We start from the raw sequence: 25,562 nt of genomic DNA, 5'->3' as shown, positions 1-25,562 counted from the left end.
TCTTCCCGGCGACTGCGTCCTCGGTGGCAACGTACGTCCTTGCTCCGACCAGGCGCTCCGGCTCCTCCTCGGTCAGGACCCGATGAGCTGACGTGCTGCCGCGTCGATGGTCTGCGCGAGGAGGACAGCAATAGTCATGGGGCCGACACCGCCGGGCACAGGAGTGATCAGGCTCGCCCGCTGCCGGGCTGTGTCGAAATCAACGTCCCCGACGTTGCCCGGGTTGTAGCCTGCGTCGATCACCACGGCGCCGGGCTTGATGTCCGCGCCGTTGATGAAGCGCGGCCGCCCGACCGCAGCGACCAGGACGTCCGCCTCGCGCACGATCGAAGGCAGATCAACGGTGCGGGAGTGACAGTAGGTCACCGTAGCGTCCCGCCCGAGCAGGAGCATGCCGACGGGCCTGCCGAGGATCGGGCTGCGTCCCACCACGACGGCGTGCTTTCCCGTGAGGTCGACCTCGTACTCGTCCAGCAAGCGCATGATCCCTCCGGGCGTGCAGGAGACGAAGCCAGGCAGGCCGAACCCCATCGCCGCGAAGGAATGCATGGTGACCCCGTCGACATCCTTCTCGGGGGCGATCGCCTCGAACGCGGCGCGCTCGTCGATGTGTGCCCCGACCGGGTGTTGGAGCAGGATGCCGTGCACGCCGGGATCCTCGGACAAGGCGGTGACGGTCGCCACCAGGCCGCTGGTGCTCACCGTGGCGGGCAGGGCCACGTGCCTCGAGTGAACGCCGGCCTTCGCGCACCTGGCCTGCTTCATCCGGACATAGGTGACCGAGGCCGGGTCCTCTCCCACCAGTACGGTCGCCAGGCAGGGGGACACCCCGGTACGCCGACGGATGTCCTCGGCGGCTGCCGCACTGGTCTTGGTCATTCGGCGGGCGAGGTCCGTGCCGTCCATCAGCCGTGCCTGCTGCGTCTCCATCACGTGCCACTCCTGAGCTCCACAGTGAGGTGCCCAGGCGCACGGCATCGACGATGCGTCAGGCCGCTCCCCGGTGGTACTCCACCTCAGCGCCAGTTACGGCCCACGCTCACCATACCGGTGCGGCCCCAGGCGGACGGCCCCATCCACTGATCTCGACAATTGCATGCTGGTCTGGGTGAACGTCGCCGAACCGCCCGGATCATCGCCGCTACGCGGCGACCGCGCGACGGGTGGCGGAATAGTCTTGCGGGACTGGGCGGCCCGGCGCGCGGGGATCGGTGGGCCGGTTGCCGGCAGGTTGACCTGGGCCGTTGCCGGGCCGTGCCTGGGGGCCCACGTTGTGTGGTGCTCCACGTCAGCAGAACGACACCTTTTCGAACAAGGTCCACCCGTTCGAGCGCAGCCTGTTCGAGGGTGCCTGCTGGTCTGGGCGGTAGGGGACCTCCTGTGAGCGTCATGACCGCTTCGGCGCCGGTTCGGGCAGTGGTGGGTTCGCGTGTCTCGGACGCGCACGGGAACGAGGGCAAGGTCTCGCTCCCGATCCAGGCAGAGCCAGCGACCCGGCATGCGGTCTCGAAGGAATGTCACTACCGACTCAGCGGTGACGCCACAGCGAGTGCAGCCGCAGGACGTCCATCTGCCAGTGCTGTTGGAGTCCGTTCTGTGGTTGAGGGAGCTCCCTGCTGAGTGCCGCCGCGACCTCGCGGTAGACCCCGGTCGGGGTGTGGTCACCCCTGACGACGAGTGCGGACAACAACGGCTCGTCAGCCGGCGTAGCCCTGTCTGCCCGGGCGAGCAGCTCACGCTGCTCGGAGCCGTCAAGCCGGGGCAGTTCGCGCTTCAACCGACGGCTGATCCCCGACCAGGTAATGGTGGATTGGTGGCGGGCGACATCCCGGAGAATGCGCTCCACGGCCTCGGCGAGTTCGCTGAGCGCGGCCTCCGGAAGGGCACGGTTCTGCACGACCTCCTCGGGCGTCGCCCTCGCCATATCGGTTGCCGTGAGGGTGGTCGCAACCGGCGGCGCCGAGTCGCCGGGTTCGAGGAGCGGGGAGGCCGGTCCTGCCACGGTGGCCTCGGGCGCGACCACCCGCACCGTTGTGCCGGGCGACACCCGAGGTGGGGAGCAGATCTCGAACAGTTCCTGAAGATCCCGCGGAACACCGCCGATGAGCTTGCGCCGAAGGATCCTGGCGTGGGCGAGGTCGCTGCGCAAGGCGAGTTCGTCTCCGTTCTCTCCCGACCGGCGGGCGTTCTCCAGCAGGCTGCGGATGCGGGCCAGGATGTCGCCCGCCTCGCGCGAACCGATCCACTTGTGGAGGTTCCTCAGCAGCCGTCGAAGCGTCTTGGTCGTCGGGTCCGGCACCCCGGGTGCGCCGAGGGCGCGCACCGACTCCTCACGGATCCCGGTTGCGGCGGACACGTCGTCCGCGGCCTTGGCCCGCTCGAAACGGGTCACCAGGTCGGCGGCCCGGTCGGCGTGGCCGGACGAGGGGTGATCCGCCTGGCGGGCGGCCGGGACCCCGGCCTGCCCCCGTCCGGTGGCGTTCTTGGTCTCAGCGATGGGGTCGGGGCGTCGGGCGGTCTCGCCCTTGCCGATGTCTGCCGCTCCGCTGGCGCGGCCGGGTCGGGCGCGGCGGCCTCCCGAGTCGGGTGCGCCTGCCCGGCCGGTGACCGTGGTTCCCGCCACTAGGGTTGCGCCGTTATGGGTGGCCGTCGGCTGCGCCTGGACGGTGTGGCCGAGCACCCTGGCGAATTCTTTGAGGAGGGCGGTACTGGGCAGCACGACAACGCCGCGGGCACGGGCCGTCTCGAAATTGTGCAGTTGTTGCTCCGCCTGCTGGATCGCGGTGGCCAGTCGTTCCGCCCGCCTGCCCTGGGTACGGGGCCGGAGGTCCTGGGCCTCGCGCAGCACCCGACGTAGCTCCCGCACCTCCGACGGTTCCGAGTCGTCGGGCCGGGAGTGCGGTGCGGCGCCCGAGGTCGGTGCGGACCGGTAGTGGTCGTGGGTCGCTCGGACGGCCCGCTCGCACCAGTGCTGGAAGGCGGCTTCCGTCACCGGTATATCCGCGTTCAGCTGGCGCAGCACGGTTCGCAGGTAGGGGAGGACGCGCCCGGACCGGCCTTGGACCAGGACGCACAGCGGGGCTCGGTCCGGGTGGAGCGGCCGGTCGACCTCGACCAGGAGGGAGCGCCGTTTCGGGTCAGGCAGGTGTGACAGATCGAAGTGGGCCCGATGGGAGAGGTCCTCCCACGAGGTGCTCTCTCCCGCGCGAGCGACTCTGATCAGCACCTGGCGGAGGAGTTCCGCGAGAGGGCTGCGCGGGGCATCGTCGGATCCGGTCTCGACCCGGATCGGTGCCGCCTTCGACGGGGCTGAGGTCGGAGGGCCGGCGGGGACCGGGTCCTCCAGGGCGACCTCGGGGCGCCAGAGGCCGGTCCGTTCGGCTTCCAGGCCGGACAGCCGGGTCAGGCCGTCGGCACGGACGGCCCAGCCGGTGTTCCCGGAGGCGTCGAGGTCGTCGACCAGCAGCCGGGCCACCCCGTTGAGCCGGTAGACGTACTGCTCGGTGGGGGCCGGCACGGCATCGGGCAGCGAGACGTAGGAGCGGACGATCCGGCTGGCGGCCGCCTTCACGAACGCCGCGACCAAGTAGCGGCCGGGAACCCCGAAGTGCGACGCGGCCGGGGGAGCTGCGGCCGTGTCCACCGCGAAGACGACCTCCGCGCCCCGGAGCGGCAGGCTCGCCGGGAACGGGGTCTCTCCCACAGTGCGAGTGGGCAACGAGCCCTCGGCCCGCAAGGCGGCCAGTGCAGGGGGAATCAGGCCGTCGCCGGTCATCCGGCACGACTCCAGCGGTGCCCACGGGACGGCCCCGGTACTGGCGGTCACCAGTCCGATCAGAACACGGCGGTCGGTTCCCTGCGTCTGGCAGCGGACCCGCAGGGCGTAGCCGCGCCGGGCCACCATGTCGTTGACCAGGACACCGTCCTGCCCGAAGACCCATTCGACCCGGCCGGTCTTCGCTCCGAGGCTCTCCACGGCCCGACGCCAGTTCCGGTAGTCCCCGGGGTGGAGTGCGAATCGCAGCTGCTGCTCGGTGGCGCGCAGCCAGAAGTCCACGGCGTCCCCGGGTCCGTGCCCCAGGCTTCGGAGGTCGGCCTGGGCCAGGTGACCCTGGTCGGCCAGCCAGGCTTTCACATCGCGTTTGATGAAGAGGTGGTCGGCGCTTTCCACACCGGTTGCTCTGCGGTGGCAGGTGGGCTTGCTGCCGTCGCGGTCCGGGTAGTGGGAGAAGTGGCAGACCTTCCACTCGTACCGTTTGGTCATCAGCTTCTCGCCGCAGCCGCCCAGGTGCGTGCCGCACCAGAACTGGTCGGTTCCGAAATGGCGTCGGAACTCGTCCAGATTGTGCGGTTCCTCGGGGGCGATGACGGGCCGGTCCGAGTCCGGGTCTCCGATGACGGCCGTCTGTACGCGTCGGCTGTCGACTGCTGCCACTAGGTTACCGCCTGATCGGTCTGTCGCTTGCTTGCGGCAGAGAATATGTCAGGCCTGACCGACAGTCATTGCCGCTGCCTGAATCGTGACCTCGTGTGCGAACCGGTGCGGAGTCGATCCGTTCTGCGCGACCCGCTCCCGCTCAGCGTGCGCAGCGGGAGCCGCCTTGAGTGCCCGGACGGCAAGGATCGCCGCGATCGCGGCGAGCTTGACCAGATCTCCGCCGCCTGCTCCCGGCAGCCGTCCGGCGGGCAGCCAGGGCACCGATACGTCGCCGTTCCTCCCGCTAGGCGTCGTCAACGGCATCCTGGCCGGGCTTGTCCCTCCTGGCCGCCCCCATCTGCCGGGCCTTCTCCGCCTTGTCGGCCCCCGACTACGTGCGCCGGTCCCTCGACCGGCTCACCTCCCGCCGCGGACGCCCCGCCTACCACCGCGACGGCCGCATGGTCGGCTACGCCGTCCTCGGACCGGACGCCAAGTCCTCCCGTGCCTCCGGAACCTTCCGCCGCCGCGTCTTCTGGCTCCTGCCCCACGATCGCGACCAGGAACCCACCGGCCTCTACGCCACCGGCGCCCCTCCGAGGCCGTCGACCCCCGCACCGTCGCCCCAGGCGTCAAGGGCTACAGGACCGAGCGGTCCGAGGGCGGCCCCGCCTCGCCCGCCATGCTCGAGCTGGGGATGACGCTCCCGAAAGCCTGACCGGCCATCGGAGAGCAGACGTCGTACGGTCCAGCAGTGCGGTGATCCGCGCGGCTCGGTGGTGCGCTGATGGGGATCTCGGCAGACGGAAGACGGCCAGGGCTGCTCACGGTTCCCCGCGAAGCGCCTCTCCTTGGTCGGATCGGTGCTCCGGGCGGGCTCGGTGGCCGGCCCGGGCGCGGTGGGTCCCGCTTGTGGTGCCGTTCCCCGGGCGGCGGCCGGATGTGGTGAAGTCGTGCCGCCATACGGGTGAACGGGGCCGATATAGCCGCGACTCAGTCCGTTCGTACACGCTACAGATGGGGGTGTTCGTCAACGGAGCCCGGCCCTGGCCGGTGGGTGGAGAAGGTGGTCGGCATGCGCAAGGCTTGGCTCGCGGCAGTGGTGGCGCTGGGGTTGTCGCTCGTTCCGTCGACGGTCGTGCCCGCCGGGGCGTCCCCGGCACCCGCGCCGGTGCCGACCGAGGCGGCGTACGAGGGGGTGCTGCTCGTGAACCGCGCCAGTGGGAAGTGCCTGGAGATCGCCGACAGCAGTCACGCCAACGGGGCACGCGCCCAGCAGTGGTTGTGCGACGGCGGCGCGAACACGATGCGGTGGCGCATCGAGCGGCACGGGGGCGGTGACACCTTCCGGATCGTCAACGTCAACAGCGGCAAGTGCCTGGAGATCGAGAACGGCAGTTACGAGGACGGCGCCCGGGCGCAGCAGTGGGCGTGCGAGAACCTGCCGGTGATGCGCTGGTACGTCAAGCTGAGCGGCGACGCGCTGGTGGTCTACAACGAGGAGACGCTGCGCTGCCTGGAGATCGCGGACTCCAGCCTCGCGGACGGTGCCCGTGCGCAGCAGTGGGCGTGCGCCTACTGGGCCACCCAGTTGTGGGACGCCATCGTGTGACGGGGGTTCCGGGTAGTCCCGGTGGGCGGAGGGGTCGCGCGCCGGGACCGGCCGGCAGGTCAGCTGCGGACCGCATGGGCGACGGCGGCCTGCGGGTCCGGCACGGTGGCGAGGCCGGCGATCGGGACCGCGGCACAGCCGAGGCGGCGACCGCCTGACTGGCCGGCTCAGGCCGTCCATCCCTCGGTGGCCCGATCCCGACGGCAGTGGCCTGGGCGGAGCCTTCGGCGCGGGCGGCGCGGTGCTCGGCCGAGCTGTACTGGCGGGAACTCGCGGCCGAGAGCGCCGATTGGTGCTGTCGGCCGGCGAGCTGCCGCAGCAGGGCGCGCACCGTGGGCTGCCCGTCGGCCGCTACCTCCGGTCCAGCCACTCCGCCGGGGGGAGGTGGGTCTCCGTGTAGTCGGTGATCCGGTCCGCCCAGAAGGTACCGACGAGCACAGGCCTGGTGAGGAGGACGTCGTCGGCCCGCTGGGAGCGCCCGACCTCGAGGGTGCTTGTCGTGGGGGTCGGTCTCCAGGGTCCAGCGGGTGCCGTCGGGGGCGCGGGCGGTGTGCCCTGTTGCCACCGCGCCTCCCGATGTCGGCCGCATACCGGTCGGCGCGGCCACCGAGAGCCGTCCGTTGCGCGCAGGGCACCGGAGATCCGGCGCCCCGGCCCACCTTGCCTGCCGGGGGTGCGACACTGGTGATCATGACCGACCGTCGTAGTCTCTCGCTGCTCGCCTTCTCCGACCCTGCCGCCGACGCGCCCCGGGCCGCCCCGTCCGGCGGGCGTCGGCTGCTGCCGGTCGAGCAGGGCGCCGACTTCCGCCAGCCGCCCGGCGGGACCGCGCCCGTACCTGCTCCGACCCGGCGTCCGCTCGCGGTCGGCGGCCTGAGCTTCTCCGACCCGGACCGGCAGATCTGAGCGCTACGGCGTGCTGCCCGAGGAGCTGGGCACCCAGCAGGGTGCACTGACGGGTTTCGGTGACGACGAAGGCTCCGGGTTCGGCTGGTACCCGGCAATCGGCTGCATGCTGTTCCTGGTGATGCCCGCCCTCGCCCTCGTCCGTCCGGCCGGCGCCGAGCAGAAGGCGGGCCCGCCGTGGCACTGACCGACGTCGCGATCGAGCGGATCAAGGAGATGATCGTGTCCGGGGCGCTCGCCCCGGCTCCCGGCTGCCGAACGAATCCGATCTCGCCGAACAACTGGGGCTGTCCCGCAACTCGCTGCGCGAGGCGGTGCGGGTCCTCACCGCGATGCGGATCCTGGTCGCCGGACAGGGCGCCGGCACCTATGTGTCCGGTCTCGAACCACACCTGCTGCTGGAGGCGATGTCCTTCGCCGCGGACGTCTCCCACGGACAGTCCGCGCGTCAGCTCCTGCACATCCGACGAATGCTGGAGCCCCAGGCCATCGCCCTCGCGGCGGACCTGCTCTCCGAGTCGGAGCCGGCCGAGCTGGAGGCGATCCTGGAGGCGGGATCCTGGAGGCCAGTGCGGAGACCGAGAGCATCGAGCGCTTCATCGCGCTGGACGTCGAGTTCCACCGGGTGATCGTGGACCCGGTCAAGAACCCGGCCCTCTCCACGCTGCTGGGCATTCTGTCCACGCGCACCCAGCGGCTGCGGATCGTGCGCGGCACCCAGGACAGCGTCCGGCGGGCCGCCCACCGCGAGCACGTGGGCATCCTGCGGGCACTCGGCCGACGCGACGGCCAACTGGCCGCCGCCATGGCCACGGTGCACGTCGCCCGCCGTCGAGGACTGGCTCACCGCCGGCTCCCCGATGTGAGCACCGCACCTCCGAGGCCGTCCCCCCGGGAGGAGGACGGCCTCGGACCTTGTACCGCTCAGGCAGGCCGCGGCCCGTGTCCGGCCGGTCCGGCTACAGCGGCGGCAGAGCGGACGCGGGCGATCCGAGCGTCTTGCGCAGCCACTGCTCCACCCCGGCGACATGCACCGTGGCCCAGGCGTGGGCGAGATCCGGCCGACGGGACTCGATGGCGGACAGGATCGCCTCGTGCTGCTCCCTGGTGCGCTCGACGGCCCCCTCCTCGGTGACCCCGCGCCAGATCCGGGCGCGGGTGGTCGGCCGGGAGAGCCCCTCGACCAGCGAGCACAGCACCGTATTGCCGGACCCGGCGGCGATCTGCTGATGGAAGTCCAGATCGTTGGCGATCAGCTCCTCCAGCGTGGGATCGTCGCCCAGGCTGTCGAGCACGGTCCGCAGCCGGGCGATGGCCTCGTCCGACATGAGGCTCGCGGCCATCGCCGTCGCGGCCGGCTCCAGGATTCGTCGTACCTCCAGGAAGTCCAGCACCGTGTCGTCCTGGTGGAAGTCGACCGCGAAGCCCAGCGCGTCCAGCAGCAGATCGGGCTCCAGACTGGTCACGTAGGTACCGTCGCCCTGGCGGACATCGAGCACCCTGATCAGCGAGAGGGCCTTCACGGCCTCGCGCAGCGAACTGCGGGAGAGGCCGAGCCGTTCGGCGAGCTCGGCCTCCTTGGGAAGCCTCGCCCCGGGGCGCAGTTCGCCACTGACGATCATCGCCTTGATCTTGTCGATCGCCTCGTCGGTGACCGGCACGCGCATCCGCTCCCTCCCAGCTCAAACATCTGATCTTTACAGGATAGACTCCGCTCCCCAGGGCCTGCACGGCGTCAGGCCGGGACCCGCCGCCACTGCTGGCCGGTGCCGCCGTCGGCGGTCTGCTGCTCCACGGCCGCGAGGTCGGCGGTGGAGCCGCCGGTGACACCGAGCACCTTGCCGCTGCGTACGGACGTGATGGTCACGTACCCGTCGCCGGTGTCGGTGAGCCGCCACTGCTGGTTGGTGCCGTGGGTGGGCGTCCACTGGGTGAGCCTGGCACCGTCGGCGGTGGATCCGCCACTGATGTCCCAGGTCAGGGCGGTGTGGGTGCAGTCGACCTCGTGGACGTCGCCCCCGACGGGTGTGAACCGGAATCGCTGGTTGGCGGCGCTGCCCGGGGTGTACTGGATCAGGGCGGTGCCCGCGGCGGTGGAGGCTCCGGGAACGTCGATGGCCTTGCCGCTCCTGCGGTTGACCAGTTGGAACACGGCGCTCCGGGGCTGGGGCGGGGGAGACACGGTGACCGAGCCGCCGGCGGGGACGGTGACGGCCTTGCTCCACGCGCCGAAGACGACGGTGGTGCTCGTCCCGGGCTTTCCGCGCAGGGTGGCGGAGGTGACCTGTCCGGCCGCCCAGCTCAGGTCGGCCGTCAGGCCGCCGCGCACACCGACACCGGTGACGCTGCCGGACGCGGCCCAGGCCGAGGGCAGCCCCGGGAGCAGTTCGACCCGTCCGGGCCGGGACTGCACCAGCATTTCGACCATCGCCGACGGGGTGCCGAAGTTGGCGTCGATCTGGAAGGTCGAGCGGTTGCCGAAGCTGTACATGTCGAACATGTTGAGGCCGGTGCCGTTGCCGAAGTTCACGGACGGCTTCATCACGGCGAGGACCAGCTGGTAGGCCTTGTCGGCGTTCTTCAGCCGGGCCCAGCACAGGGCGCGCCAGGCGCTGGCCCAGCCGAAGCTGACCATGCCGCGGGCGGTGAGCAGGGCGGTGGCGCCGGCGATGGTGGCGGGCGGGGAGTCCTGGAGGTTGACACGGTCGCCGGGGAAGAGCCCGGCGAGCGGGGAGAGGTGGCGGTGGGTGGTCTCGCCGAGGTTGTCGTCGCTCATCCACTCCTCGAGCCAGCCGCTGGTAGCGCTCACTTCGGGCAGGTACAGCCTGTCCTGGAGGCCGCCGATGGTGGTGGCGTAGGCGGTGTCCCGGCCGAGCCGGGTGGCGGCCTCGCGGTAGTTCCGGAACAGTTGCCAGACCAGTTCCTGCGCGTAGGTGATGCCGATCGCGTCCTCCGGGCCGTGCTCGGGCGACCAGTCGTGGTCGTCGACCAGGACCTGGCGGGTGCCGCCGGTCGCCGGGTCGGCCACGGTCCTGGTGAGGAGCCGGGACTCCCAGAATTCGCAGGCGCCCTTGAGCAGCGGATAGATCCGGTCGAGGTGGACGGAGTCCTGGGTGTACTGGTAGTGCTCGTACAGGGAGTTGCACATCCAGGCGTTCCCGGCCGGGTGCCACCACCAGCCGTTGCCGCCCCAGACGTTGGTGGAGATGGCGAGGGTCCAGCCGGCCACGGTGCCGGAGGTGTTGCGGAACCGGTTGCGGGGGTCCTGGAACAGGTCGCGGGTGGTGGCCTGCCAGCCCGGCAGCTGGGCGACGCAGTAGTCCGTGAAGGCGTCGAAGCACTCCGGCAGGCCCGTGCGGTCGGGCAGCCAGTAGTTCATCTGGACGTTGATGTCGGTGTGGTAGTCGCTCATCCAGTCCGGGGCGTTGCGGTCCAGCCACAGACCCTGGAGGCTGAGCGGGAGACTGGCGCGCGAGCCGCAGATCATCAGATAGCGGCCGAACTGCAGGTAGGAGGCTTCGAGTTCGGGGTCGGGCGCGGAGCCGGATCCGGCGCGGGCGGTGAGCCGGGAGGCGGTGTCCATGGCCCGCTGCACGGCGCTGGAAGTGCCCAGGTCGACCGTCATGGCCTGCTGCAGACGTCGGTAGTCAGCGACGTGGGTGGCGAGCAGGGCGGTGCCGGGGACGGCGGCCGCGTCCGACGCCTTGGCGTGGGCGACCGTGAGCGGAGCGACGGCGGTGTCCTTGTAGGCGACGGACGGGTCCGCCTTGTAGTTGGTGCCACCGGAGATGATCAACAGCACCTCCGTGCAGCCGGTGAAGCTCACCTTCGCGCCGGAGGCCGAGACCGGGCCGCCGGTACCGACCGCCTTCACCACGGCCGCGTACCTGAGCGTGTTCGCGAGCGCCGCGCCGAAGGAGACGCTCGCCGTGGCGTCGTCGGCCGATACCGTCTCGCCCCTGGTGCCGGTGAGTGTCACCGATCCCGTGTATGTTCCGCCGCCGCTCTGCGTGAGCCGGACGACGATCACGTCATCGGGGTGGCTGGCGTACACCTCGCGCCGGTACGTCACGCCGCCGAACCGGTACGAGGCGGTCACCACACCGTTGGAGAGATCGAGGGTGCGGCGGTAGCCGTTGACGGCTCTGGCGGTGTGGGCGGGGATGTCCAGGTATGCCTTGGCCAGGAGCCCGAAGGTGCCGAAGTCCTCGGCTCCGTAGGGGAACTGGCCGTCCGAGCCGAGTGTCGCGTTCGCGTGGCCGGTCCACAGGGTGGCGTCCGAGAGGTACAGCGCGTCGCGGGACGGACCGCCGGTGACCATGGCGCCGAGCCGTCCGTTGCCGATCGGCAGCCCCTGCTCCAGGATCGCCGACTCGCTGCCGGGCGCGGTGTACCAGAGTGTGACCGCCTGGCCGGCCGGCACCGCCGACAGGGAGCCGGGGCGGGGCACGGACACGGCGGACGCGGTGAACTCCGGCAGGGAGCCGAGCGCGAACAGTGCGCCGACCGAGGCGGCCGCGCGCAGGATGCCACGACGCGACACGCCGTTCACGGGCGCGGGCCCGGGGTGGGGGAAGGCGGTCTCGGACATGGGTGGTGTCCTTCCTGACGGTGTCGGGCTGGGAGCCAGATTCCTGCTTATACATCAAATGAATGTCGACCGGGCCGGCTTGGCGGATGCCGGTATTGGAAGGCTTTGACCTGAATATTTCGCGCAGAGGCTCGCCAGAACATCCGATGTCTGCGGCCCCCGGGCAGCTCCTCGCTGTCCGGGGGCCGGCTCCGGGACCGCTAGCGGTGCGTCAGGGCAGCTGCCACTGCCGGCTGGTGCCGCCGTGGCAGGTCCAGATCGCCGGCCGGGTACCGCTGGCGGTGCTGGAGCCGGGAACGTCGAGGCATCGGCCGGACTGGTGCGGCGCGGCGTGAACACGCGTAGACCACCCATGGGTGTCTCCAGAGGACTCGGTCCGGGAGTGTCCGGGAGCGCGCTGGACCGTGCTGAATGCGCACGGACAGTGGCGGTGGACATGCCTGAACGGGGACGCGCGCCGAACGTCGCCGCGGCGGCCTTCGGCCTGCTGTGTGGTGGGCGCACGGCCGTCGTCGCACGGGGCTCGGTTGTCGCACGATCGGCTCGTCGAGGCGGCGGCCCTGCCTTGAACTCGGTTCGGCTCCGCATGCGTTGGCCGGACGGAGGACTGTGGCGTCCGCCCGGCGCCGGGTGGGTGGTCGTTGAGGCCGATCGCGTCCGGGGGGCTGGTGTGCGGCCGGTACGGCGGGACCGGACATGGGGCGCCGGCCGCCTTGCCGGTCCCGCCGTTGTCCGAGGGCGTGCCCTACGGGCAGGCCCTCAGCCGATCGCCCAGCGCTGGAGCACCGATCCGGTGCCGGGCTGTTGGGTGACCTTGGCGCCGTCGGCGGCGGAGGCGGCGGTGAGGAACAGGCCGCTCCTCTGGGAGGCGATCCGGTAGCCGCCGGACACCGGGGTGACCAGCCACCGCTGGTTGCTGCCGCCGGTGCAGGCCCACTGGATCACCTTCGCGCCGGCGGAGGTGGAGCCGTCGCTGACGTCCATGCAGAGCTTGGACTCTCTGTTGGTGATCTGGTAGCTCCCGTCCGTCTGCTGCGTGAAGACCCAGGTCTGGTTGGGACCGCTGTTGGGCGTCCAGGTGACCAACTGGGTGCCCTGGGTCGTGGAGTGGGCCGGGTTGTCGAGGGCCTTGCCGGAGGCGGTAAGGGTGTGGGTACCGTCGAGCGGCGGATTGCCGGCGGTCCCGGTGGCGGTCAGGGTGAGTGCCTGCTCGGCAGCGGTGCGGGTGCCGCCGACGGCGTCGCCTGTGGTGTTGGTCCAGCTGCGGGCCGGAGTGGTCTCGGCGAGCCGGCCGTCGGCGGAGGAGAGGCCGAGGGCAAGGCCGCTGTAGCGGTTGAGCAGTTTGAAGGTGCCGGTGTCCGCGCCGGTGGCGGAGGTGGCGCGGACGACGAACCACTGCTGGCCGACGGTGGGTCCGTTCGGGCCGGCGGCGGTGGCGGTGGGCCGCGCGCCCCAGGCCCGGCCGGTGACGGCGGTGGAGTTGACGCCGAGCAGTTGGCCGGTGGCGGCGTTGGCGATCCGGTAGGAGCCGTCGCCGTTGGAGGCGAAGCTCCAGGACTCCAGGGCCGAACCGGTGGCGGTCGCGGCCGACGTGGTGGCGGAACCGCCGGGGGCCTGGGCGAGGACCCGGCCGTCGGCGTTGCCGATCCGGTAGGTCTTGCCGAGGTCGACCGGGGGAGCGGCGGGCGCGGAGCTGCCGATGGTCACCTCGACGTACTCGCCTCCCGCGCCGCCGGAGCAGCTGATGGAGCAGTAGGCGCGGAAGGTCTTGCCGACGATGGTGGCGTTCGTCCGGTTCGCGCCGTCGAGGAACCAGCGGTACCAGGACGCGGTGTGGTAGCCGCCGGTGTCCCCGATCGGGTACCACTTCTGGGTGGCCAGATTGTCGGTGGCGTAGTACTGCTGGGGCGCCGATCCGCTCTGGTCGACCGCCTGCGGCTCCCCGATGTACAGACCGAGGTAGGCGTTGTAGGTGATGTCCATGACGAACAGCGGCGAGGTCGGGGGCATCGTGCCGGCCGCGACCTGCTGGTCCACCGTGCCGGTGTTGGCCGGGCTGTACTCGCCCGCGGCGGGGGTGTGGCCGGTGGGGTTGGCGGCGCTGACGGGGACCAGGTTGCTCTCCTGGCCACCCGCACCGGGCTGGGACCAGGCGCCGTCGTACCACTTCTGCCACGAGTCGGGCGCCATCTTGGCGGAGATCGGCGCGCGGGCCACGTGCTCGTGGAAGGCCTTCCAGCTACCGCCCTTGTCGACGATCCGCGATCCGTAGAAGGCGTAGAAGTAGCCGGAGGCGGTGTCGACGAACAGCCGCTGGTCGCCGTCGCCGTAGTGGTAGGTCTGGTTCGGGAAGGCTGCGGTGTCGCCCCGCTTCGTGCTGTAGGGCGAGGTGATCACGTGGTCCTTGACGGCCCAGGTCCGGCCCTGGTCGGTGGAGACCGCGTAGTCGACGGCGTCGTAGTGGAGGCCGTCGCCGAAGGGCTGCGGGGTGAACTCGTTGTGGACCAGCCCGTACCAGTGGCCGGTGTCCGGGTCGACCCAGACACCGGACAGGTCGCAGTAGTTCCTCTGGGCGTAGCCCGACCCGGCGGGTGCGTGCGTCGACTCCAGGCCGGTCGGGCTGTTGTCGCAGCGCCAGGTGGTGTCGTTGTTCCGGTCGTTGGCGTTGGCGGGGTCGACCGCGTCGCTGATGGCGCCGGACCGGACGGCGGTGTCGAAGTCCGTGCCGGTGAAGAAGTCCCAGTACCGCGGGTCGGTCGCGCCGTAGAGCGCGGCCGACTGCTGGAAGTAGAAGGTCCCGTCCTTGTCGATGTACGGCACGGCCGGGGTGTCGGTGGGGTGGGCGTAGCCGACCGGCTTCCCGACGCTCACGGTGTAGGTGGCCGAGGGGGTGGGTGCGGCCACGGCGGCCGGGGCGAAGCCCGCGCTCAGCGCAAGGAGCGCGGGTGCGAGGACGGTGGCGAGTGCTCTGCGGGGTGGGGCGGACACGAGGTCTCCTTCGGTGCTGTACCGCGGGGAGGGGGCCGGTACTGGCATGTGGGGGGCCGATTGCGGTGCCATGCAGTATCCGGCCCGTTAACGCGCAGATGTCAACAGTTTCGATCAGAAACCTGCAAGCAGGCTTCCCCTCTATGATCAATGCTGCTTGAATCGAGCCAGAAGGAAACAGAAATCAGCAAACGATCACTGTGGAGGTGGCCGATGGCGACCCACGTCGAGGCCGAGACAGCCAGCCAGCCCGACTGCTGGCGCCGTGCCGCGGAGCTCGCCGCCGCAGCGGGGAGCGGAGCGGGAGCACTGCCCGAGGCCGGCGAGCGGGTCGCGGTCATCGGCTGCGGGACGTCGTGGTTCATGGGCCAGGCGTACGCCGCACTCCGCGAGTCCGGCGGGCAGGGCGTCACCGACGCCTTCGCCGCCTCGGAGTTCCCCGGCGTCCGTTCCTACGACCGGGTGGTCGCGTTGACCCGCTCCGGCACCACGACCGAGGTCCTGGACGTGCTGGACCGGGTGCGCGGGCGGGTTCGTACCTCCGCGATCACGGCGACCCCGGACACCCCGGTGATGGCCGCCGCCGACGACGTCACCGTCCTGGACTTCGCCGACGAACGCTCCGTGGTGCAGACCAGGTTCGCCACGACGGCCCTGACCCTGCTCCGGGCCCACCTCGGCCTGCACACCGAGGCGGTGGAGGCCGACGGACGGCGCGCACTGGAGGAGCCGCTGCCGGAGGGCCTGACCGACCGCACCCAGTTCACTTTCCTCGGCACCGGCTGGACGGTCGGCCTCGCCAACGAGGCCGGTCTCAAGCTGCGCGAGGCCGCGCTCGCCTGGGCCGAGGCCTACCCGGCGATGGAGTACCGGCACGGCCCCATCAGCATCGCCGCTCCCTCCACCGTCACCTGGATGCTGGGCGCGGCACCGGTGGGTCTGGCCGAGCAGGTCCGCGGGACGGGCGCGCACTGGATCGAGGGTCGGCTCGACCCCCTCGCCGAGCTGGTGCGCGTCCACCGGCTGGCCGTCGCGCTGGCCGCCCCCAAGGGGCTGGACCCGGACCGCCCGCGCAACCTGACCCGGTCCGTGGTCCTCGCCGACGCATGACCACGGCACGTCAGGTCGTCGCCGTGGACGTCGGCGGGACCGCGGTCAAGGCGGCGTTGCTGGACCGGGAGACAGGCCGCCGCGATGGCCGCCCGCGCCCGCGTCCAGCTCGTCCCCGGACTGGCGCCCGCCGTGTCCAGTGCGAGCAGGTTGGCTCCCAGGCAGCCGGCCACGTCTCCGAGTGCGGCGGCCGGCCGCACGGCGCCCGGGGGGAGGCCGGAACCGTGATCGTCACCGTGGCACCCGCCATCGGCAGCTCCCACGCGACGACCTCCCGCGACGCCCGGCTCGACCACGCCCTGCTCTCCGCCCTGCACCGCACGCTCGACGTCCCGCTCGTCCTGCACGGCTCCTCCGGCGTCCCCGACGACGAACTCCGGCGTGCCGTCCGCGGTGGCATCTCCAAGGTCAACATCGGGACGGCGCTGAGCGTCGCCATGACGGCCGCCGTCCGAGCTCATCTGGCCGGTGACGAGCGGACGGTCGACCCCCGCTCGTACCTGGCCGCGGGCCGCACGGCGATCACCGAGACCGCCGGACGGCTCCTGCCGACCATCGCGGCGGCCGCCACCGTGTGAGCCCGCGGGGCCGCCACGGCGGCCGGACCGGTACCGCCCCCACACCCATGAGGACCACCATGATCCAGATCTCCCGGAACGGGTTCACGCTCGACGGACGCCCCCTGCGCCTGCTTTCCGGAGCCGTGCACTACTTCCGCAGCCTGCCCGAACAGTGGCCGCGACATCTGCGCATGCTGCGGGCCATGGGACTCAACACCGTGGAGACCTACGTCCCGTGGAACCTGCACGAGCCACGCCCCGGCAGCTACGACTTCACCGGCCGGGCCGACCTGGAGACCTTCCTCCGCACCGCCGCGGACACCGGACTGAACGCGATCGTGCGTCCGAGCCCGTACATCTGCGCCGAATGGGAGAACGGCGGCCTGCCCTGGTGGCTTCGGGCGGACGGGGGCCGCCTGCCGCTGCGCACCGGCAGCCCGCGCTACCTGGCCCACGTCGACCGCTGGTACGACACGCTGATCCCGATCCTGGCCGAGCACCAGACGACCCGCGGCGGAAACGTCGTCATGGTGCAGATCGAGAACGAGTACGGCTCCTACGGCACCGACCGGGCCTACCTCGCGCACCTCGCCGACGGCCTGCGCGCCCGCGGGATCGACGTTCCGCTGTTCACCTCCGACGGTCCGGAGGACTTCTTCCTCACCGGCGGGACCCTGGCCGGCCACCTCGCGACCGTCAACTTCGGCAGCCGCGCGACGGAGGCCTTCGCCGAACTGCGCCGCCACCGCCCGCAGGACCCGCCGGTGTGCATGGAGTTCTGGAACGGCTGGTTCGACCACTGGGGCGAGCCGCACACCACCCGCGCGGCGGAGGACGCCGCCGGGGCGCTCCGCGAGATCCTGGAGGCCGGAGGGTCCGTCAACCTCTACATGGCCCACGGCGGCACCAACTTCGGCACGTGGGCCGGCGCCAACACCGCCGACCCCCGCACCGGCCAGGGCTACCAGCCGACCGTCACCTCCTACGACTACGACGCCCCGCTGGACGAACGCGGCGCTCCCACCGCCAAGTTCTGGGCGTTCCGCGAGGTCCTGTCGGCCTACGCGGACGGCCCGGTGCCGGAGCCCGAGGAGCTCCCGGCCACACTGCCGCCGTGCCGGGTGGAACTCGACCGGCACCTGCCGCTGGCGGACGTCGTGGACCACCTGTCCACCGGAGAGGTCCGCTCCGCCGTGCCGCCCTCCTTCGAGGAACTCGGCGTCCCGCACGGCCTCGTCCGCTACCGGACCACCATCCCCGGCCCGCGCGGGGAGTACCCGCTGACCGTCGAAGGGCTCGCCGACCGTGCCCACGTCCTCGTCGACGGCACCCGTCTGGCCACCCTGGAACGCGATGTCGAGAGCGATCCGCCGCTGATCCCGGTGCCCGGCCCGGAGGCTCGGCTGGAGCTCCTGGTCGAGTCGATGGGCCGGGTCAACTACGGGGCCGGGATCGGTGACCGCAAGGGCGTCACCGGCGTCCTGCACACCCAGCAGTACCTGCACGGCTGGACCGCCGACCCGATGCCGCTGGCCGACGGCACGCCGGACCGGCTCCCCTGGGACGTGGCCGCCGCATCGGCCGGCGGATCCGGGCCGGTCTTCCACCGCGGCACCTTCGAGGTCGAGGAGCCGGCCGACGGCTACGTGGTGCTGCCCGGCTGGACCAAGGGCTACGTCTGGGTCAACGGGTTCCTGCTCGGCCGCTACTGGGACCGCGGCCCCCAGCGCACCCTCTACCTGCCCTGGCCGATTCTGCGCAGCGGGCCGAACGAGATGACCGTCCTCGAACTCGACGGCTGTACCGACCCCGCGGTGGATCTCGTGCCCCGTCCGGACCTCGGCTGACGTCGTTCGCCGCTCGCTCGCGGCTCGCGGCCGGCGGCCGGTGATCAGCTGGCGCCGTGTCGAAACCGAGACCGCTTCGTCGGCCGGATCCTCTAGGCATGTGCTCGATTTTGAGCAATACTCCTCCCAAATGAGCAGTTGAGAGCAAGGCGGTGAACTGATGGCCACTCAACTCGAGGCCCGCGATCGGGGCGCGACCGCCGGCCGGCGAGCATTCCGCTGACGCGAGCCGCCGACTCCCGCCGAATCCGATGCCCTCCTGACAGTCCCCACCGCTCGGACCCCCACCGCTCGGACCCCGATCGCGCCGGCCTCCACCTATCCGGCCGCCGCGTCGCGACAACCGGGCTCCCGCACACGCAAAGGACCAGATCCATGGCGAAGACACGAATCCGCACCCGCCTGCTGGCCGCCGCCGCAGCGCTGCCGCTGCTCGCCGGCGTCACCGCCTGCGGCTCGGACGGTGACGGCGGGTCCGGGGCCGGCGGCACCGCCGAGGTCACCTTCTGGGGCTGGGCGCCGGGCTACGAGGAGGCAGCGGCCCAGTACAACGCGACCCACCAGAACTCCCGGATCAAGTTCGAGAAGATCGTCTCGGGCAGCAAGGGCGGCTACGCCAAGATCTTCGCGGCCGTCAAGGCGGGCAACGCCCCCTGTCTCGCCCAGGTCGGCTACGAGTCCCTGCCCAGCTTCGTCGTGGAGGGCGCCGCCCAGGAGGTCGGCGCGGACGCGGGGAAGTACCAGCCGCAGTACGGCGACGCCGCCTGGAGCTCGGTGAAGGTCGGCGGCCGGGTGTACGGCATCCCGGTCGACCTGGGCCCGATGGGGCTCTACTACCGCACCGACCTGTACGCCCAGTACGGCCTGAAGCCGCAGGCCACCTGGGAGGAGTTCGCCGCCGACGCCGCCAAGGTGCGCTCCGCCAACCCCAACGGCTACCTGAGCGTGTTCAACCCGGACGACCCGTGGTGGTTCGCGGGCATGTCGGCCCAGGCCGGCGGCAACTGGTTCGGCGCCGACGACAAGGGCTGGAAGGTCGCGCTCGCGAGTGACCCGGGCACCGCCAAGGTCGCCAAGTACTGGCAGGGCCTGGTCGACCAAGGCCTCGTCAAGTCCGAGCAGAGCGGCACCCCCGACCTGTACAAGGACATGCAGGACGGCACGCTCGCCGCGTACGCCGGCCCGGTCTGGTTCTCCTCCATCCTGGAGCAGAACGCGGCACAGGCCTCGGGCAAGTGGGGAGTGGCGCCGATGCCGCAGTGGCAGGACGGCGCCAAGTCGGTCGGCAACGACGGCGGTTCGTCCACCGCGCTCATCAAGGGCTGCAAGAACACCGCGGCGGCACTGGAGTTCGCCAACTGGATGAGCACGGACCCCGCCGCCGTCGCCACGCTCGTGGAGAAGGCCGGTATCTACCCGGCTTCCACCAGCGGCGCCTCGTCCCCGGCCCTGGCGAAGCCGAGCGCCTACTTCGGCAACCGGCCGATCTTCGACGTCTTCAAGCAGGCGACCGCGCAGGCCGCTACATGGAACTGGGGCCCGACCATGACCCAGACCTCCAGTGATCTCACCGACGCCTTCGGCGCCGCCGTCGCCTCCCACGGTGACCTGACCGCCGCCCTGGGCACCGTCCAGAGCAAGACGGTCGACGCGATGAAGGCCAAGGGCCTGACGGTCACGACCGGCTGACCGGCTGACCGGACGGCCGGCGGCCCCCCGGGGGTCCGCCGGCCCCGGAGACCGACCCCCGCCAGCCGAGGCCAGCACGAGAAAGAACCCAGATGAGCGCAGCAGCACCCCAGGCGGCGACGGGCCGTACCGGTCCCGAACCCGCACCCGTACGACGGGGCCCGGCCCGCAACCGCGCGGCCTTCGCCTTCCTGCTCCCCTTCGGCCTGCTGTTCACCGCCCTGTTCCTGCTGCCCATCGGGTACGCGCTCTGGCAGAGCCTGTTCCGGATCGAGCGGTCCGGCCTCGGTTTCGGCCCGGCCAGAACGGTCTTCGCCGGGCTGGACAACTACACCGCGGCCCTGGGGGACGGGTCGTTCCTCACCGGCGTCGGGCGGGTCCTGCTGTTCGGAGCGGTCCAGGTCCCGGTGATGCTCGGACTCGCCCTCGGACTGGCGCTGTTGATCGACGCCAAGGGCACCCGGCTGAAGAAGTTCTTCCGGCTCGCCTACTTCCTCCCGTACGCGATCCCCGGAGTCGTGGCCACCATCCTGTGGGCGTTCCTCTACCTGCCCGGAACCAGTCCGCTCGTCGCGGGCCTGAAGGACATCGGCATCGACGCCGACTTCCTCTCCCCGGACACCGTCCTGTGGTCGATGGCCAACATCGTCACCTGGACCTGGACGGGCTACAACATGCTGGTCATCCTCTCCGCCCTGCAGGCCATCCCCAGCGACCTCTACGAGGCCGCCGACCTCGACGGCGCCGGCCCGTGGCGGATCGCCTGGCACATCAAGATCCCCCTGGTGGCCCCCGCCCTGGTCCTGACCGGGATCTTCTCCATCATCGGCACCCTCCAGCTCTTCACCGAGCCGATGGTCCTCCACTCGCTCGCCTCGACCGTCGCCGCCGACTACACCCCGAACATGGCGGCCTACAACGCGGCCTTCGGCAACAACGACTACGGCAAGGCCGCAGCGATCGCCGTCCTGCTGGCGCTCGCGACCTGCGCCCTGTCCTTCACCTTCCTGCGCCTCTCGGTGCGCCTCACCGGAAACCGGGTGACCGCATGAGCACCGACCTGCACCGGCGCGCCGCGGCGGCGGAGTCCGCCCCGCCCCGCCCCGCCGGGACCGCCCGTCGGCCGGGCCCGGGCCGCCGCCGGCGGCCCAACGTCCTCGGCACGGCCGTCCTGTTCGTGCTGTCCGCCTACTTCCTGCTGCCCGCCTGGTGGCTGCTGGTGGCCTCCACCAAGAACAGCAGCGATCTGTTCGGCAGCGACGGCTTCTGGTTCTCCGCCTTCCACCTCGACGACAACCTCCACGAACTGGCCACCGCCAACGGCGGCCTCTACTTCCGCTGGCTCCTCAACACCGTGCTGTACGCCGGAGTGGGTGCGGCGGTCGCCACGCTGCTCGCGGCGATGGCCGGCTACGCGCTCACCAAGTACCGCTTCCGGGGCCGCGAGGCGGTGTTCAACACGATCCTCGCCGCGGTGCTCGTCCCGGCACCGCTGCTCGCCCTGCCGGTCTACCTCCTGCTGTCCAAGGCGCACCTGGTCAACACCGTCTGGGCCGTACTCCTGCCCAGCATGATCAGTCCGTTCGGTGTCTACCTCAGCCGGATCTACGCCGACGCGTCCGTCCCGGACGAGATTCTGGAGGCCGCCCGGATGGACGGCGCCGGGGAGTTCCGGATCTTCTTCACGGTCGTCCTGCGGATCTTCTCACCGGCGCTGGTGACCGTTTTCCTGTTCCAGTTCACCACCATCTGGAACAACTTCTTCCTGCCGCTGGTCACCCTGTCGGACCAGCAGCTCTGGCCGGTCAACCTCGGCCTCTACTACTGGAACGGCCTCAGGGACCAGACCCCGTACAACCTGGTCGTGACGGGCTCCCTGGTCTCCGTCGTGCCGTTGGTCGTCGCCTTCGTGCTGCTGCAGCGGTTCTGGCGCACCGACCTGACGGCGGGGGGCGTCAAGGCCTGATCCGACACCGCCCGAGCTCCGGTACCCGCCGCGCCCCGCTTCCCGCCGAGGCACGCTTCCCGCCGAGGCACGCGGGGCACCGGCGTTCGCGGCGCCGGACGTCAGGCCCGGTGGACCCGCACCCCGCAGTTGGCGAAGGCCGCCTCCTGGGCGCCCGTCAGTCCGCGGTCCGTCACCAGGTCGTGGACGTCGGAGAGCGGGCAGATCCGGGCGAACGTGACCCGGCCGGCCTTGGTGCTGTCGGCCAGGACGACAGCACGCGCGGTGCTGCGCAGGAACGCCCGGTCGGTCTGGGCCTCCATCTCGTCGTGCGTGGTGCAGCCCTCCTCCGCGGTCAGGCCGTCCACCCCGATGAAGGCGATGTCCAGATGATATTGCGAGAGCATCCGGTCGGCGGCCGGGCCCACCAGCTCGTAGCTGGCCGAGCGGGCGATGCCGCCGATCACCACCAGGCGCACCTCGGGGCGGACGATCAGATCCGCCGCAATGTTCACCGCATTGGTCACCACGGTGATGCCGACCCGTTCGGCGAGCACCCAGGCGAGCTCGCTGGTGGTCGTGCCACCGCTGAGGCCCACCACCGCCCCCTCCGGCACGAGCTCGGCCGCCGCCTGGGCGATCCTGCGCTTCTCCTCCCGCTGCTTCTCGCTCCGATGACGCAACGGCAGTTCGAGGTTGACCGAGCCGGTCACCGCGCCACCCCGGGTGCGGTGCAGCAGCCCCTGCTCATGGAGGTCCTGAAGGTCGCGGCGGACGGTCGCGGTCGAGACGTCCAGCAGCTCGGCGAGCGCGTGCACATCGGCGCTCCCTGCCGCGCTGACGTGCGAGAGGATCCGGGCGGCGCGATCAGCTTTGAGCATGATCCGAGTCTAGCCCTGTCCCGGGCGCCGACCGGCCTGGGCGGCCCGCTCGGGGGTGGCCCTTCGGGCTGCCCCACGGCCTTCACCTTTGCTCGAAGATGACTATGATGGGCGCTCTTAAAGCAAATTCGCTCAATGCCGAGGCTGCCCGCGCCATTGCCAGGAGCGACCGCGTGACCGCGGACCGTACCTGCCCTGGCCGGTGCCCGGTTGGTCCTGCCCGGCGGCGTGGTCGAGGGCGACCGTCTCGCCGTCCCGGGCGAGCGGATCGCCGGCCTCGGCCGCCGGACCCATTGCAGCCCGGCGGCGCTGGCCGCGTCCGATCACCCGTCTGTCGTCGTGGACGTCAACCCGATTGCGAATGGAGCGACGGTCGTAGCCCGAACACGTTGACGGCCTGACGGAGAACCCAGGTCAGGAGCCTCCGTCTGGGAAGCCAGCTACCGCCGCGGGTGACCTCGTCGGACGGCCTGGGGGACGTTCGGCCGGGCATGGATTCGGCAGGGAAGGCAGTGTCCAGCTCGGCGGGGGCGTCGATGTCCAGCTATCTGATGCGCCATCAAGTCATATGGTCCTGACATTTTCGCGACCTTCTCTCCATGAGGGCTACACATGTCAGCCTGACCGGCGCGTCCTGGAGGGGTGCATCGCAAGACCATCGTCGCTCCGGACCCAGGGGGACTCGGAGGCCCGGCGTTCATGCTCGTGGGAGGGGAACAGTGGCATCTCAGGATTCCTTGCTCAAGGTGTACGGGGACCGGTCGTACGCACGTGACCATGGCGCGGCATCAGGGCACGACCATCGCGTTCGCGATGGACGCGTCCAGTCGGATCGTCTTCCCGGGGAAAGAGCAGTTCGGCCGGGTTCTCGCTCCAGTACGCGGCATCCGCCTCGCCCTTGGTCGGCGGCCCGGACAGGTCCAGCACGGAGTACGGTGCCGGCCGGACGCCGCCCCAGGGTCACGCGCACAACGGTGCGTCGGCCACGGCCCGCAACGCGGCCGGTTCTCGAAGGTAGCCGGGCGCCTCGAACCGGGCCGTGTCCGCCCCGGTGACCGTCACATAGCCAGGCACCACCAGCGGAGCGGAGTTCGGCCCGTGGACTCCCGGCAGCCCCGGCGGCAGTGGCACCTCGCCCTGCGCCTGCCAGATCCTCCCCGAGAACCGCAGGTACCGCGCCCCGCAATGGACGCCCCAGTCAAAGGGATACGCCTGGCCCAGCACCGGACTGCCGGGCTGGGCCGGCGGATCGGCGGGATCCACCTCGCGGCGAACCAGGGCCGCTGCCGGTGCGGATGCGAATTCAGAGGCTGCCGCCGAGACCGTCGGTTCCGCGGTCGCCGGCGCCGACCGGCGTTCGTCCGGCGCGGACCGCGGCCCGGACAGTACGCCCGCCACCACCGCGCACGCCACGAGGGCCGTGACCACACCGGCGACCCGCACCCGACGACGGCGCCGCCCACGCTCCACCACCTCGCGCACCGGCGCCGGCACCGGAACCTGCTGATCCGCCAGCCCCCGTAGTCCCGAACGGAGTTCTTCCTGCTCCCGGCCCTCGGAGTCGGTCATTCCTGATCCCTCCTTGCACGTCCGGACAGTTCTACCCGTCCGCGGATGCGGTCCAGAGCCCTGCTTGTCCTGGATTTGACCGTCCCCACCGAGCACCCCAGCAGCTGTGCGACCTGCTCCACGCTCAGGTCCTCGTAGAACCTGAGGACCAGGACCGTGCGCTGCGCGGCCGGCAGCGCGGCAAGAGCGCGCTCCAGATCCACCAGGTCCCCCCAACGCTGTGCGGGGTCCTGGGCCTGGCCCTGCTCCCGGGGACTGCGGTGGGGGATCTCCCGGTACCAGTGCCTCCGACGCCACGTGGCGTGGACGTTGACAAGGGTCCTGCGGGCGTAGGCCGCAGGGTTGTCCCACGTATCGGAGCGCCCCCAGGACATGTAGATCCGCAGCAAGGCGCTCTGGGCCAAGTCCTGGGCGGCATGCGGGTCCCCGGTCAGCAGCCTGGCGGTGCGCAGCATCGCCGGATGGACAGTGTGGGCAAAACGGCTGAAGTCCGCTTCACGTTCGGAAGGCGAGTCCCGCACCGGCATCCCTCCCGCAGGTCGTGTCGTCATGTCGTTCTACTGGACAACCTGGGAGACCGGGCGGGTTCCCTCCACCCGACAGGTGCCGTTCGAACGGCAGGGTGACCGCGCTACAGCTCCGAGAGGAGAGCTGGCCAAGCGAGCCGGGGCCGGGAGGCGGGCCGGAGCGACAAGGGGGCTCCTGTCGGTGAGGGGCCTGCACGAGCCCGGCGCCGCCATCACCGCCGACGCCGTCACCCGCTTCGCCAACTCCTTCGGCCAGGCCTTCCGTGGAGAGGACCAAAAGGGCCAGGGGGGAAGTGGCCGAGCGAACGAAGGCCTGGCTGGGAACACGAATTCTGCCACGGGGGAGGGCAGCGAGAACTGCCTGAAGATAAAATCAACTATCGGGGACGACCCCTTGCTGGCCAAAAGCAGCAGAGCAAGCGGGGAAGAACCAGATGGTCCAACGGGAGCTGGATAACCTCCTCGAGCAGCTGTCTCAGGGGAATATGAATCCGGGAACCGGCAGCAAGGCTTTCGAGGGAACTGATGTCGTGTATGCGCGTGGCGATAATGGCGCACGACCATTCTTCTGAAATGTCGACGGAGGTATCCAGATCGTGGACAAGGCAGACAAGCGAAGTGAATCAAAAGTCATGGGAAGGTTGAAGAAACTATATGGAAAGTAACTCCTTTCCGGTCACCCGCGGGGTTCAGTTCGAGGCTGTCTTCAAGCTCGAAGCTGGTGAGCAGGCCGAGACAGTGGAGAACGTGGATGCCGAAGTCACTGCATCTGATGGAACCCGGTGGAGCGCGACTTTCATGACGCTCTCGGAGGTCGCTCGTATCATGGACCGCCGGACCTTCACTGGCGAAAGCAAGGGCGGCCAGTATTTTCAATGCCCGGACTTGGTGATCGTCCGGAGTGGTGGAATTTCAATCAT

At 70.8% G+C, this 25,562-nt stretch carries 21 protein-coding genes, 3 pseudogenes and 1 riboswitch; of the genes and pseudogenes, 14 read left to right on the top strand and 10 right to left on the bottom strand.

Translation table 11 applies throughout. The features are described 5' to 3' along the window. Positions 1 to 72 precede the first annotated feature (72 nt). The 3 genes from SM793_RS14715 to SM793_RS14705 form a co-directional block, all read right to left on the bottom strand. Positions 73 to 930, bottom strand: a complete 858-nt coding sequence (locus tag SM793_RS14715; RefSeq protein WP_413815959.1) for a bifunctional 5,10-methylenetetrahydrofolate dehydrogenase/5,10-methenyltetrahydrofolate cyclohydrolase — start codon at positions 928 to 930, stop codon at positions 73 to 75. Positions 931 to 954: 24 nt separating this feature from the next. Next, positions 955 to 1,040: riboswitch (ZMP/ZTP riboswitch) on the bottom strand. Positions 1,041 to 1,528: 488 nt separating this feature from the next. Continuing rightward, positions 1,529 to 4,435 carry a hypothetical protein gene (locus SM793_RS14710; RefSeq protein WP_320438617.1) on the bottom strand — a complete coding sequence of 969 codons (2,907 nt, stop codon included), beginning with the start codon at positions 4,433 to 4,435 and terminating at the stop codon, positions 1,529 to 1,531. A 48-nt stretch (positions 4,436 to 4,483) separates the two neighbouring features. After that, positions 4,484 to 4,699, bottom strand: coding sequence for a hypothetical protein (locus tag SM793_RS14705; RefSeq protein WP_320438616.1), 216 nt, complete (start codon positions 4,697 to 4,699; stop codon positions 4,484 to 4,486). A 107-nt stretch (positions 4,700 to 4,806) separates the two neighbouring features. On the opposite strand from SM793_RS14705, the pseudogene SM793_RS14700 reads away from it, so the two are divergent. From SM793_RS14700 to SM793_RS14670, 7 genes and pseudogenes are all read left to right on the top strand, one after another. Beyond that, positions 4,807 to 5,135, top strand: a pseudogene (locus SM793_RS14700) (DUF6009 family protein); the annotation flags it as partial. Positions 5,136 to 5,492: 357 nt separating this feature from the next. Then, positions 5,493 to 6,029, top strand: coding sequence for an RICIN domain-containing protein (locus SM793_RS14695; RefSeq protein WP_320438615.1), 537 nt, complete (start codon positions 5,493 to 5,495; stop codon positions 6,027 to 6,029). 690 nt (positions 6,030 to 6,719) lie between these two features. After that, positions 6,720 to 6,935 carry a hypothetical protein gene (locus SM793_RS14690; protein WP_320438614.1) on the top strand — a complete coding sequence of 72 codons (216 nt, stop codon included), beginning with the start codon at positions 6,720 to 6,722 and terminating at the stop codon, positions 6,933 to 6,935. 10 nt (positions 6,936 to 6,945) lie between these two features. Next, the gene (locus SM793_RS14685) at positions 6,946 to 7,122 is read left to right on the top strand and encodes a hypothetical protein (RefSeq protein ID WP_320438613.1); all 177 of its coding nucleotides are present in this window, start codon (positions 6,946 to 6,948) and stop codon (positions 7,120 to 7,122) included. 64 nt (positions 7,123 to 7,186) lie between these two features. Beyond that, positions 7,187 to 7,249 (top strand): annotated as a pseudogene (locus tag SM793_RS14680) (hypothetical protein); the annotation flags it as partial. Then, positions 7,250 to 7,564 (top strand): hypothetical protein, encoded by a 315-nt coding sequence (locus tag SM793_RS14675; protein ID WP_320438612.1) that lies wholly within the window; start codon positions 7,250 to 7,252, stop codon positions 7,562 to 7,564. After that, positions 7,492 to 7,701 (top strand): annotated as a pseudogene (locus SM793_RS14670) (FCD domain-containing protein); the annotation flags it as partial. The gene SM793_RS14675 and the pseudogene SM793_RS14670, both read left to right, overlap by 73 nt. 193 nt (positions 7,702 to 7,894) lie before the next feature. Here the strand turns inward: SM793_RS14670 and SM793_RS14665 are convergent. The 4 genes from SM793_RS14665 to SM793_RS14650 form a co-directional block, all read right to left on the bottom strand. Further along, complete coding sequence (locus SM793_RS14665) at positions 7,895 to 8,596, bottom strand: FadR/GntR family transcriptional regulator (protein WP_320438611.1); 702 nt, start codon at positions 8,594 to 8,596, stop codon at positions 7,895 to 7,897. A 74-nt stretch (positions 8,597 to 8,670) separates the two neighbouring features. Next, positions 8,671 to 11,526: a glycosyl hydrolase family 95 catalytic domain-containing protein gene (locus tag SM793_RS14660; RefSeq protein ID WP_320438610.1), complete on the bottom strand. Its 2,856-nt coding sequence runs from the start codon at positions 11,524 to 11,526 to the stop codon at positions 8,671 to 8,673. A 211-nt stretch (positions 11,527 to 11,737) separates the two neighbouring features. Continuing rightward, entirely contained in the window at positions 11,738 to 12,178 is a 441-nt protein-coding gene (locus SM793_RS14655; protein WP_320438677.1) for an RICIN domain-containing protein, read from the bottom strand. A 107-nt stretch (positions 12,179 to 12,285) separates the two neighbouring features. After that, positions 12,286 to 14,514: an RICIN domain-containing protein gene (locus tag SM793_RS14650; RefSeq protein ID WP_320438609.1), complete on the bottom strand. Its 2,229-nt coding sequence runs from the start codon at positions 14,512 to 14,514 to the stop codon at positions 12,286 to 12,288. A 213-nt stretch (positions 14,515 to 14,727) separates the two neighbouring features. On the opposite strand from SM793_RS14650, the gene SM793_RS14645 reads away from it, so the two are divergent. From SM793_RS14645 to SM793_RS14620, 6 genes are all read left to right on the top strand, one after another. After that, a complete protein-coding gene (locus SM793_RS14645; protein WP_320438608.1) occupies positions 14,728 to 15,624 on the top strand; it encodes an SIS domain-containing protein in 897 nt (298 codons plus the stop codon). Positions 15,625 to 15,848: 224 nt separating this feature from the next. Continuing rightward, the gene (locus tag SM793_RS36410) at positions 15,849 to 16,202 is read left to right on the top strand and encodes a class II fructose-bisphosphate aldolase (protein WP_413815958.1); all 354 of its coding nucleotides are present in this window, start codon (positions 15,849 to 15,851) and stop codon (positions 16,200 to 16,202) included. Between the two features lie 59 nt (positions 16,203 to 16,261). Further along, positions 16,262 to 18,031: a glycoside hydrolase family 35 protein gene (locus tag SM793_RS14635; protein WP_320438606.1), complete on the top strand. Its 1,770-nt coding sequence runs from the start codon at positions 16,262 to 16,264 to the stop codon at positions 18,029 to 18,031. 375 nt (positions 18,032 to 18,406) lie between these two features. Beyond that, positions 18,407 to 19,720, top strand: coding sequence for an extracellular solute-binding protein (locus tag SM793_RS14630; RefSeq protein WP_320438605.1), 1,314 nt, complete (start codon positions 18,407 to 18,409; stop codon positions 19,718 to 19,720). Between the two features lie 92 nt (positions 19,721 to 19,812). After that, the gene (locus SM793_RS14625) at positions 19,813 to 20,772 is read left to right on the top strand and encodes a sugar ABC transporter permease (protein ID WP_320438604.1); all 960 of its coding nucleotides are present in this window, start codon (positions 19,813 to 19,815) and stop codon (positions 20,770 to 20,772) included. Further along, a complete protein-coding gene (locus SM793_RS14620) occupies positions 20,769 to 21,686 on the top strand; it encodes a carbohydrate ABC transporter permease (protein WP_320438603.1) in 918 nt (305 codons plus the stop codon). The genes SM793_RS14625 and SM793_RS14620 overlap by 4 nt, the downstream gene beginning before the upstream one ends. Positions 21,687 to 21,787: 101 nt before the next feature. Here the strand turns inward: SM793_RS14620 and SM793_RS14615 are convergent, their stop codons facing one another. The 3 genes from SM793_RS14615 to SM793_RS14605 all read right to left on the bottom strand — a co-directional run bounded on the left by SM793_RS14615 (position 21,788) and on the right by SM793_RS14605 (position 24,666). Beyond that, complete coding sequence (locus tag SM793_RS14615) at positions 21,788 to 22,546, bottom strand: DeoR/GlpR family DNA-binding transcription regulator (protein WP_320438602.1); 759 nt, start codon at positions 22,544 to 22,546, stop codon at positions 21,788 to 21,790. Positions 22,547 to 23,506: 960 nt separating this feature from the next. Next, the gene (locus SM793_RS14610) at positions 23,507 to 24,115 is read right to left on the bottom strand and encodes a hypothetical protein (protein WP_320438601.1); all 609 of its coding nucleotides are present in this window, start codon (positions 24,113 to 24,115) and stop codon (positions 23,507 to 23,509) included. Further along, positions 24,112 to 24,666, bottom strand: a complete 555-nt coding sequence (locus SM793_RS14605; protein WP_320438600.1) for a SigE family RNA polymerase sigma factor — start codon at positions 24,664 to 24,666, stop codon at positions 24,112 to 24,114. The genes SM793_RS14610 and SM793_RS14605 overlap by 4 nt, the downstream gene beginning before the upstream one ends. A gap of 630 nt (positions 24,667 to 25,296) precedes the next feature. Between SM793_RS14605 and SM793_RS14600 the strand changes: the two genes are divergently transcribed. Then, positions 25,297 to 25,562 (top strand): hypothetical protein (locus SM793_RS14600; protein ID WP_320438599.1); only part of this gene is annotated, 266 nt, incomplete at its 3' end.

The sequence above is a fragment of the Kitasatospora purpeofusca genome (assembly GCF_034043715.1).
GTDB classification, from domain to species: Bacteria; Actinomycetota; Actinomycetes; order Streptomycetales; family Streptomycetaceae; genus Kitasatospora; species Kitasatospora purpeofusca_A.
This window is presented reverse-complemented; position numbering and strand designations above follow the sequence as displayed.

What these genes read in the sequence shown, in the direction of transcription:
- SM793_RS14715 (WP_413815959.1), bottom strand. Translation starts at nt 930, where the DNA reads ATGGAGACGCAGCAGGCACGGCTGATGGACGGCACGGACCTCGCCCGC.
- SM793_RS14695 (WP_320438615.1), top strand. Translation starts at nt 5,493, where the DNA reads ATGCGCAAGGCTTGGCTCGCGGCAGTGGTGGCGCTGGGGTTGTCGCTC.
- SM793_RS14690 (WP_320438614.1), top strand. Translation starts at nt 6,720, where the DNA reads ATGACCGACCGTCGTAGTCTCTCGCTGCTCGCCTTCTCCGACCCTGCC.
- SM793_RS14660 (WP_320438610.1), bottom strand. Translation starts at nt 11,526, where the DNA reads ATGTCCGAGACCGCCTTCCCCCACCCCGGGCCCGCGCCCGTGAACGGC.
- SM793_RS14645 (WP_320438608.1), top strand. Translation starts at nt 14,728, where the DNA reads ATGGCGACCCACGTCGAGGCCGAGACAGCCAGCCAGCCCGACTGCTGG.
- SM793_RS14635 (WP_320438606.1), top strand. Translation starts at nt 16,262, where the DNA reads ATGATCCAGATCTCCCGGAACGGGTTCACGCTCGACGGACGCCCCCTG.
- SM793_RS14630 (WP_320438605.1), top strand. Translation starts at nt 18,407, where the DNA reads ATGGCGAAGACACGAATCCGCACCCGCCTGCTGGCCGCCGCCGCAGCG.
- SM793_RS14625 (WP_320438604.1), top strand. Translation starts at nt 19,813, where the DNA reads ATGAGCGCAGCAGCACCCCAGGCGGCGACGGGCCGTACCGGTCCCGAA.
- SM793_RS14620 (WP_320438603.1), top strand. Translation starts at nt 20,769, where the DNA reads ATGAGCACCGACCTGCACCGGCGCGCCGCGGCGGCGGAGTCCGCCCCG.
- SM793_RS14615 (WP_320438602.1), bottom strand. Translation starts at nt 22,546, where the DNA reads ATGCTCAAAGCTGATCGCGCCGCCCGGATCCTCTCGCACGTCAGCGCG.
- SM793_RS14610 (WP_320438601.1), bottom strand. Translation starts at nt 24,115, where the DNA reads ATGACCGACTCCGAGGGCCGGGAGCAGGAAGAACTCCGTTCGGGACTA.
- SM793_RS14605 (WP_320438600.1), bottom strand. Translation starts at nt 24,666, where the DNA reads ATGACGACACGACCTGCGGGAGGGATGCCGGTGCGGGACTCGCCTTCC.